Genomic DNA, 9,048 nt, shown 5'->3' with positions numbered 1-9,048 from the left:
CCCCTGCATCGTGAGCGACATCCCGGAGATCGTGGAGACGGTGGGGGAGGCGGCGGTGCGTGTGCTGCCGCGGGACGAGGGAGCCCTCGCGGTGGCGTTGCAGGAGCTGCGGAAGGATCCCGCTCGCCGCGCTCGGCTCGGTACTGCGGCGCAGCAAGCGGTGCAACGGTTCTCGATCACGGCGGCGGCGCAGAGTTATTCTTCGGTGTACCAGGAGATCCTCGGTACGAGGCACACACCGGCGGCGCGGGAGCGAGGCGAAGCGAAGTAAGGGTGACGGGCCGCCCGCTGAGCTCGAACGTTCGTGCAGTGAGCGAAGTCAACAGCGCAAGACAAGGAGGGCTACAATGAGCGCGCATGGAAGAGGGCTGGTATCGATCGTATTCGCCGGCGCCGTGGTAGGGGCTGCCATCACGTTCGCTCAAAGCGATCTCGCAACCCTCTCCACGATCACGCCGCCAGAGCAGAAATTCATTCCCAACCCAGCGCCTCCGGGTACTGCATCTGCGGTGCTCGTGGGGGACCCGAGCAAGGCAGGAATCTACGTGATGCACACCAGGATACCTGCCCACATCAAAATCGAGCCGCACTCGCATTCTGAGGTGTGGAGGATAGGGACGGTTCTCTCGGGTACGTTGTATTACGGGTACGGCGACACGTTCGACGAGAGCAAGCTGAAGTCCTTGGGTCCAGGGAGCGTCGTGGTTGAGCCCAAGGACCAACCGCACTTTGCCATGACCAAAGACGAAGCAGTGACGATTCAGCTCGTCGCGGAAGGTCCGACGGCCACGAATCCTGTTCGCAAGTAGGTGACGATCGCAGTGACTGGGACGCATGCCGAACGTTGGATCTGTTATCCTTGGGTCTGATGAAGGCGCGTGGTCGCAAGACTTCGAGCGCCCCCGCAGGGCGCACTCGCTCGTGGCACGGGTTCTTGGGGTTCCGGCCCGCTGTGGGCGTAGCCGCTCTCGCCATGCTGGGTGTCGTTGCCGTGGTGGCTCTCGCACAGCCGCCAAGGGTCAGGATCGTACGCGGGTTCCCTTCACCGGGCGATTATCCGGAAGGTGTGGCCTGGGACGGCAGCGGTCTATGGTGCAACAACTTCACGGATGGATCGCTCCACAAGGTCGACTCTGCTGACGGCGGTGTTCTGGAGCACTACCAGGGACAGAATCTGCCGGGGAGCCCGGAGGGTCTGGCTTGGGACGGGCAGTATCTCTGGAGCTGCGATTGGCATCAGGGGATCATCGTCCAGTTCCGCCCGACGCCCACTGGCATCGAAGTCGAGAACACCTTCCCCAAACCGGCGAATTCCGGTCCCAGCGTCGGTCTCGAGTGGGACGGCACCTCGATCTGGCTCAGCTGCTGGCCGGATCTGTCGCAGGGACTCGAGTTCGGCCAGCTCTTCAAGTTGGACCCGGTGACGCTCGCGGTGCAGCAAAGACACGTCCTCCCGGTGCGCTACATCGAGGACCTGGCCTGGGACGGACGTTACCTGTGGAGCGCCGAATGGCTGCGCGGCATCGGCTTCGCCATCGAGCCGGCCACCGGCGACACGCTGCACACCTACAACACGCCGGGGTTGTACCCGGTCGGCAACGCCTGGGACGGAACGTATCTCTGGGTCACCGACACCGACAAGGATTCGATCTGGGCCCTGGACATCTCCGGCATCACACCCACGGCGTCCGTGAGCTGGAGCCACGTCAAGAATCTGTTCCGCGGTCGCTGAGCATCGGAGCGCGGGAGGAGCGTGCATGGAGCCGAAGGAGCGTGCGGCGCGGTCGGCGGTGGCGGTGGTGCGAAACGGGGAGATCCTCGGGCTGGGATCGGGTTCGACGGCGATGCGGGCCCTGCAGGTGTTGGCCGAACGCATCCGCGCGGAGAAGCTCGACGTCATCGGCGTGCCCACGTCGCTGGCGACGCAGAAGGAGGCGGAGCGCCTAGGCATTCCGCTGACGACGCTGGAGTTGCACCCCGAGCTCGATCTCGCCATCGACGGCGCCGATCAAGTGGATGCGCGTCTCGCCGTCATCAAGGGCTACGGGGGGGCGCTGCTGCGCGAGAAGATCGTGGCGCGCTGCGCCCGGCGGGTTCACCTCATGGTGGACACGTCGAAACTGGCCGACACGCTGCGCCTCGCCGTCCCGGTCGAAGTACTGCCCTTCGCCATGGGTGCGGCCTGGCGGCGCCTCGAGGCTCTGGGAGGCAAGCCGCGTCTCCGTCTCGCCGGCAAGGCTCCCTATCTCTCCGACAACGGCAACAAGATCCTGGATGTCGACTTCGGCGCCATCGAGGATCCGGCCGCCTTGGCGGCCAGGCTCGATGTGCTCCCCGGCGTCATGGGTCACGGCCTCTTCGTCGACCTCGTGGACGAGCTGCACGTGGGCGACACGGCAGCGTCCCGTGTGATTCGCCGCACCGAAGTGCGTTGAGGTCGTTGTTTCAGAACAGCCGAGCTTGCGCGCCGGGGCGGACGAAGGTCCGCGGTCGGCTCTCGCTTTCGCCGTTGCGTCCCGTCTCGAAGCCGAGACGGCGTTTGTGCAGCTGCCACTGCTTTTCGATCATCTCCCAGTAGATGCCCTGACCGGCCTGCCGCGCGAAAAAACGGGACTCGTTCAGCTTGCCGCCGCGTACGGCGCGGATGTGGTTCTCGACCCGGCGCGCCCGCTCGGGGAGGGCGGTGCGCAGGCGCGCGAGGAAGACGGGGAGCGCGGCACCCGGCAAGCGCAGCAACACGGACTGGGCGTACCGCGCTCCCGCCGCACGGGCGCGTTCCAGGATCCGGGGGATGTCCGCGTCGTTCAATCCCGGGATGATCGGCGCCACGGAAACGCCGGTGGGGATGCCCCCCTCCGCCAGTCTGAGCAGAGCCTCGAAACGCCTCGACACCGGCGGTGCCTGCGGCTCGATGGCGCGGCCGACGGCATCGTCGGCGAACGGGATGCTGAGGAACACGCAGACGTTGGCCCGGCGGTGCAGCTCCTGCAGCAGGTCGAGGTCGCGGAGCACGCGGGGAGATTTGGTGATGATGCCGACCGGGTTGCGGAACTCGGCGCACACCTCGAGGCAGCGCCGCGTCAGCCGCCAGCGCGACTCGAGCGGTTGGTAGCAATCGGTGTCGCCGGAGAAGACGATGAGCTCGCCAGTCCAGGAGGGGCGCATGAAGGCGGCACGCAGGAGCTCGGCCGCCCGGGGCTTGACCACGATCTTGCTTTCGAAGTCCGTGCCGGCCCCGAAGCCGAGATACTCGTGAGTGGGGCGCGCGTAGCAGTAAGCGCAGGCGTGGAAGCAGCCGCGGTAAGGGTTGATGCTCCAGCGGAAGGGGAGATCCGGGCTGGAGTTCTCGCTCAGGATGGCGCGGCTGTCGTCCGCGAAGATTTGGAGTGTCGCCGGAGGCGGCTCGTCGAGCCACTCACGCTCCAGCGGCTCGAAGGGATTAGGAGGATTGTCCACGCGACGCATGCCCGCTCCGCCCGAGGGGAACAAGTAGATTCCGGAGGAGGGCATGCCATCCGGCGGCCTCCATCGTCCCACGAAAAAATCCCGAAGTCAAGGCGCGCCGGATCGGGGCCCAGCGCGGCAAAAGCGACCGAGAGGGGTCGGGCGAGGCAGACCCGAGGCGAGCGCTCGAATGCGGGGAGAGCCGACCTGGACAGCCGTTGGAGGTTCTCCTAGAATCCCGTTCCCCACAGGATTCTCCGCGGTGCGGCACCAGCGCCCGTGTGCACGGGTGCGCATCGCCATGCATCGGTCCAGAGCCCGAAGGTCCGCCGTGCCTGCGTTCCCGCTCACGGAGTCCGTTCTCCGCGAGTCTTTCCGGGAATTCGTGCCTCCCGTGCCGCTCAAGCCGGCCTACCGTCTGGGGCTCTTGCTCGTCGCACTGGCGACCGTGCTCCTGCCGGTCGTCTACGTGGCATTTACCGTTCTGGTGGCGTACGGAGTCGGTTACTACGCGTCGCACGGCGTCAGAATCCTGCACGGCGGCGCGATCCTCTACCGATTGCTCGTTTACCTCGGGCCGCTGGCAGCAGGAGGGATCCTGTTCCTGTTCATGGTCAAACCGCTCTTCGCCCGGCCGCTGCGGCGACTCGAGCCCATCGTGCTGGAAGCTGCGAGCCAGCCCCTCCTCTTCGCCTTCGTCGAGTCGGTGCGCCTGGCGGTACGGGCACCGGCGCCCGCCCAGGTGGCGGTGGATGCCAACGTCAATGCATCGGCGGCGTTCCGTCGCGGTCTGGTGAGCTTCTTCGGCCGCGATCTGCGCCTCACCATCGGCATGCCGCTCTTGGCCGGCCTCTCCCTGCGCCAGCTCGCCGGCGTCCTGGCCCACGAGTTCGGACACTTCTCGCAAGGCAGCGGCATGCGCCTCACCTACCTCGTCCGCTCGGTGAACGGCTGGTTCGCCCGCGTCGTCTACGAGCGGGACGCCTGGGATGCGGAGATCCATCGTCTCTCCCGACAAGTCGAGTTTCGGATCGGTCTCGTTCTCTACCTCGCCCGCGCCATGGTCTGGGTGACGCGCAAGTTCCTCTGGCTGCTCATGATGGCTGGGCACGCGATCGGCACCTTCATGCTCCGGCAGATGGAGCTCGATGCGGACCGCTACGAAGCACGGGTCGCCGGCAGCACTCACTTCCGTTCCACGGCTCTCCGCATGCGGGTGCTCTCGGTGGCGGCGCAACGGGCCATCGGCGTACTTTCCGATTCATGGATCGAGAAGCGACTCTGCGACGATCATGCGGGTCTGGTGGTGGCACTGGCGGAGAAGATGCCGGAGGACTTGCGTAAAAAGATCGAGAGCATCGAACAACCGGCCAGCCTTTTCGACACCCATCCTGCCGATGCGGCCCGCATCGAGAGCGCTATGGCCGAAGGCGCCGCTGGGATCTTTCACCTGGAGGGACCGGCGTCGGACCTCGTCGTCGATTTCCCGGGAGTCTCCCGCGCCGTCACCAGTGCCTTCTACCGTGATGTGCATGGCATCGAGCCCAAGCCGGAGAATCTGATGACGTTGCCACATTTCCTGGAAGGGATGGAGGAGCTGGATGCCGACATGGAGCACGCGGGTCGTTACTTCCACGGCTTGTTCGGGATCATGCATCCCGTGGAGCTGCCGCAGCGGCTACCGGAGCCACTGGAAGCGGAGGCCGAGGCCTTGCTGGTGCTCTCGCACTCCCGAGGCGCGATCGAATTGGGTTTGCAGGCTCTCGAAGCGGAGCGTCAGGCGGCCGCTGCCAAGAAGACCGTGCCGAACCACAGCCCCCCGCCTCTGAACGAGCAAGTAGTCGCCGACCTGCGTCGAGTCATGAGCGAACGCTTCCTGGCTGCCCTCGCGCTCCTCGCCACACCTTCCGCTCGCCAGCGCCTGGCGGACGCCGAGGCGATGACGCAGGAAGTGGAGCGTTGTTATCCCGTCTACCTTGCGCTGGCAGGGATGAGTAAGAAACTCGATGAAGCCATCGTCGTCCACAACGAGGCCGCTGCACAGCTGCAACGGTTGCACGCAGAGAGCAGTGACGCAGAAAAGCGCCGGGCCCTCGATGGCCTGGAAGCTGTCGCCCGCTGGACACGGCGGCTCCTCGAGGCGTTGCGCGAGGTGCCCTATCCATTCGAACATGCCCAAGGGGCGATCACTTTGGAGAAGTTCGCTCAGGCCAACCTGCCCGCGGCGGTAGCCCTCGAATGGACCGTGCTGCCCCAGTGCGCCAGCCTGGTGCAGCTGCTTTCGGCGGTCCATCTCCGCGTCCTTGGCCGCCTCGCTGCCGTCGCCGAGCGCGTCGAAACGGAGCTCTGCCCACCGGCGGCAATGCCGGACGCTTCGAGCGCGACTCCCCTGCAGCATTGACGCAAGCACCGGATGGGAAGGCTGCGTTCAGATGCCGGCAAGGCGCTGCGCCAGAGCTTCCGCTTCCTTGATGCAAGCATTCATGGCGATGCCGCGATAGGAATTCCCCGAGAGGTGCAGGCCCGCGTGGCGGGTGAGCGCCGTGTCGATGCGCTCGAGCGTATGCCGGTGGCCGACAGGGTATTGCGGGATGCCGCGCGGATGGCGGACGACGAAGACTCGCTCCGGGTCGGCGCGTAGGCCGAGGAGCCGGCGCAGGGTGCCGAGAGTGCGCTCCGCGAGCTCGGCGTCGCTCGCCTCCACGGCGCCGGGATCGCGGGCGCCGCCAAGCATCGTCCGCATGAGAATGTGGCGCGCGTCGGAGCGATGCGGGAACACCCAGCTGTCGAAGAGCGTGCCCAAGATGGGGAGACCTTCGCACCCTGGCACGAGGAAGCCGAAGCCTGGCGTCAGGTGCTGCAGGTCCGGCGCTGCAAAGCCGAGACACACGACCGCCACGGGCGCGGAGGGAATACGCTCGGTGGCGCCGGCGAGATCCGGGTCGAGGGGCCGGAGCAGCGGTGCCACCTTCCAGGCCGGACTCGCGAGCACCACATGCTCCGCTTCCAAGCTACCGCGACCAGGGAGCGCGAGGCGCCAGCGGTGTACACCGGCCTCCCGAACGACGACGGGTTCGATGCCCTCCACCGCGGTCCCGAGTCGCAGGTGCTCGGAGAGTCGACTCGACAGGACGTGCACGATCGACTCCATCCCGTCGGTGAAAGAGGTGAGCGTGCCGCCTGGGCCCATGGCGCTACCAGTATGGCGAGGGGCGCCACCGCCCGAGGCGCTCGCCTGGCGCGCTGCGCGCCGCTTTGCCGCCATGGCTCGGAAGAGGCCGCCGTGGCGGCGCTCCATCTCGCGTAGGCGCGGGAAGGCGCATTCCATGTCGAGCCGGCGCGAGTCCCCGGCGTAGATGCCGGTCACCATGGCGTCGACGAGAACCTCGGCAGCTTCGCGGCCGATGCGCCGGGCGGCGAAGTCGAAGACCGATTCGCTGGCCCCATCCCGGCGCGCCGGCTGCGCCCATTCGAGGAGCACGCGCAGCCGACCACGGAGGCTCAGGACGTCGCTGCTCAGGAACGCCTGTGGTTTTTCTGGCAGAAGCCGCAGCTTGCCGTGACGCACGATCCAGCGCCGGCTCGCGGCGACGCTCGCCTGCACTACCTGCTCTCGCATTCCGAGCGCTTCCACCAGGCGCGCCGTGGCGGGTTCGTTGTCGAGCCAGCCGTTCGGACCCCACTCGCACAGATAGCCTTGACGGTGTTCGCTACGGATGTTGCCGCCGGCGCGCTCGCGCTCTTCCAGCACCTGCACCTCGACGCCCAGGCGCTGCAGGTGGAACCCCAGGGCGAGCCCCGAGATCCCAGCGCCAACGACGGCGACGCGCGTGCGGGAGGGAGGCATGAAGGACTCAGATCGTGCGGGAGAAGGTGCGCTCGCTCTTCTTGCCCTCGAGGTACTTGTCGAAGACCATGGCGATGTTGCGGATGAAGACGCGACCGAGCCGGGTCACCTCGATGCTGTGGTCGCGGAGGCGGAGGAAGCCGTTCGTCTCGTGCTCCCGCAGCGCCTCCAGCTCGGCGGCGAAGGTGGTCTCGAAGTCCAACCCGAAACGCCGCCCCACCTCGCGGCCGTCCAGGTGGAAATTGCACATGATCTGGGTGATCAGGTACCGGCGGATCTCGTCGTCGCGGGAGAGCAAGACCCCGCGCAACACTGGCAGCCGCGCGGCGCGGAGGGCCTCATAGTACGCGTCCTGCGCCTTCTGGTTCTGGATGTAGGCACCTTGCAGGTCGCCGATGCCGGAAACGCCGAAGGCGATGCTATCGGAGGCGGGCTTGGTGGTATAGCCCATGAAGTTGCGATGCAGGGCGTGGTGATGCAACGCCCGGGCCAGCTCGTCGCCAGGGAGGGCGAAGTGGTCCATGCCGATCTGGACGTAACCGGCGTCGACGAACTTGCGCAGCCCGAGCAGGTAGAGATCGACCTTCAGCTCCGGGGGCGGCAGCATGTCCTCGGTCATCACATTCTGATTGCCCGACTTCCAGGGCACGAAGGCGAAGCTGTACATCGCCACGCGGTCGGGGCGCATGTCGAGGATCGAGTCGAGGGTGCGGGCGAAAGTGTCCAGGGTCTGCAGCGGCAGGCCATAGATGAGATCGACGTTGATGCTGTCGAACCCTTGGCGGCGGCAGTGAGCATACAGCTCGTGGGTGCTCGGCTCGTCCTGGTATCGGCTGATGATGGCCTGCACCTCGGGGGTGAAGTCCTGCACCCCCATGCTGAGCCGGTTGAAGCCGAATTCGCGCAGGACGTCGATGTGCTCGTGCGTGGTCACGCGCGGATCGATCTCGATGGCGACCTCGGCCTCCGGCAGGATCTCGAAGCGGTCGAGTACAGCCTGGTGCAGCTGGCGCATCTCCGCCGGTGTGTAGTAGGTGGGCGTGCCACCACCCCAGTGGTACTGGGCGACGCGCCGCCGGTGGGGCAGATGCTTGCACACCAGATCGAGCTCGCGTTGCAAGTACCCCAGGTATTCGAGGGCGCGTTCCCGTTTCTTCGTGATGATGACGTGGCAGCCGCAGAAGGTGCAGCGCTCGTGGCAGAAGGGCAGATGGAAGTAGAGCGATAGCGGTTCACTGCTGCGGGCATCCGCTGCGGCGAGCTTGCCCGCATAGTCCGCCTCCCCGACCCCGGCGTGGAACTCCACCGCCGTAGGGTACGAGGTGTAGCGCGGTCCGGGGCGGTCGAAACGGCGGATCAGCTCCGGCGTCAGCTCGGGCTCGGGAAGCGGTTGCTGGGGCTGGATGGATTTCATGGTCTCAGGGCGCAGTGCCCGTCACACACCTCCCTGCTCGAATATATCGGTGCCGCCGCCCAGTGACCAGCCCGCTCGCCCCCGCTCTTCCATCGCCTGGAAGCGCCGGGCCGGCGCCTTTTTCGAGGCAGGGACGAACGACCCCCTGCAGGCAAGGACCCGCGGGATTCAAGCCCGGCGCAAGAGGTAGTGGGCGATGAGCGGCCGGCTCTTGGAGTCCTTCACGTGCACGATTTCCTCTACTTCGAGGCCCAACTTCTCGAAGGTGGCGCTGAGAGCCTCGTCGGTATAGCGCCGGGTGAAGAGCATGGTGCGGATGCGGTGCTGCATTTTTTCTTCCTGG

Annotated in this window: 8 protein-coding genes; 5 read left to right on the top strand and 3 right to left on the bottom strand. The window is 66.5% G+C overall.

What is annotated here, in order from left to right; all coding sequences use genetic code 11:
* The 4 genes from VFE28_06495 to rpiA all read left to right on the top strand — a co-directional run.
* The coding region (locus tag VFE28_06495) for a glycosyltransferase family 1 protein (GenBank protein HZM15634.1) at positions 1-271 on the top strand (271 nt) is incomplete at its 5' end.
* Positions 272-347: 76 nt separating this feature from the next.
* On the top strand, positions 348-809 hold the full coding sequence (locus VFE28_06490; GenBank protein HZM15633.1) for a cupin domain-containing protein: 462 nt from the start codon (positions 348-350) through the stop codon (positions 807-809).
* 257 nt (positions 810-1,066) lie between these two features.
* Entirely contained in the window at positions 1,067-1,732 is a 666-nt protein-coding gene (locus tag VFE28_06485; GenBank protein HZM15632.1) for a hypothetical protein, read from the top strand.
* A gap of 25 nt (positions 1,733-1,757) precedes the next feature.
* Entirely contained in the window at positions 1,758-2,435 is a 678-nt protein-coding gene (gene rpiA, locus VFE28_06480) for a ribose-5-phosphate isomerase RpiA (GenBank protein ID HZM15631.1), read from the top strand.
* Positions 2,436-2,445: 10 nt separating this feature from the next.
* On the opposite strand, the gene VFE28_06475 is transcribed toward rpiA, so the two are convergent.
* A complete protein-coding gene (locus tag VFE28_06475) occupies positions 2,446-3,465 on the bottom strand; it encodes a PA0069 family radical SAM protein (protein HZM15630.1) in 1,020 nt (339 codons plus the stop codon).
* A 310-nt stretch (positions 3,466-3,775) separates the two neighbouring features.
* Here VFE28_06475 and VFE28_06470 point away from each other — a divergent pair, with 310 nt between their 5' ends.
* Positions 3,776-5,845 (top strand): M48 family metalloprotease, encoded by a 2,070-nt coding sequence (locus tag VFE28_06470; GenBank protein ID HZM15629.1) that lies wholly within the window; start codon positions 3,776-3,778, stop codon positions 5,843-5,845.
* Positions 5,846-5,872: 27 nt separating this feature from the next.
* Here VFE28_06470 and hemG read toward each other — a convergent pair whose 3' ends face one another.
* Positions 5,873-7,291, bottom strand: coding sequence for a protoporphyrinogen oxidase (gene hemG / locus VFE28_06465; protein ID HZM15628.1), 1,419 nt, complete (start codon positions 7,289-7,291; stop codon positions 5,873-5,875).
* Between the two features lie 7 nt (positions 7,292-7,298).
* Complete coding sequence (gene hemN / locus VFE28_06460; protein HZM15627.1) at positions 7,299-8,705, bottom strand: oxygen-independent coproporphyrinogen III oxidase; 1,407 nt, start codon at positions 8,703-8,705, stop codon at positions 7,299-7,301.
* Positions 8,706-9,048 lie beyond the last annotated feature (343 nt).

This window comes from Candidatus Krumholzibacteriia bacterium (assembly GCA_035649275.1).
Lineage (GTDB): Bacteria > Krumholzibacteriota > Krumholzibacteriia.
This window is presented reverse-complemented; position numbering and strand designations above follow the sequence as displayed.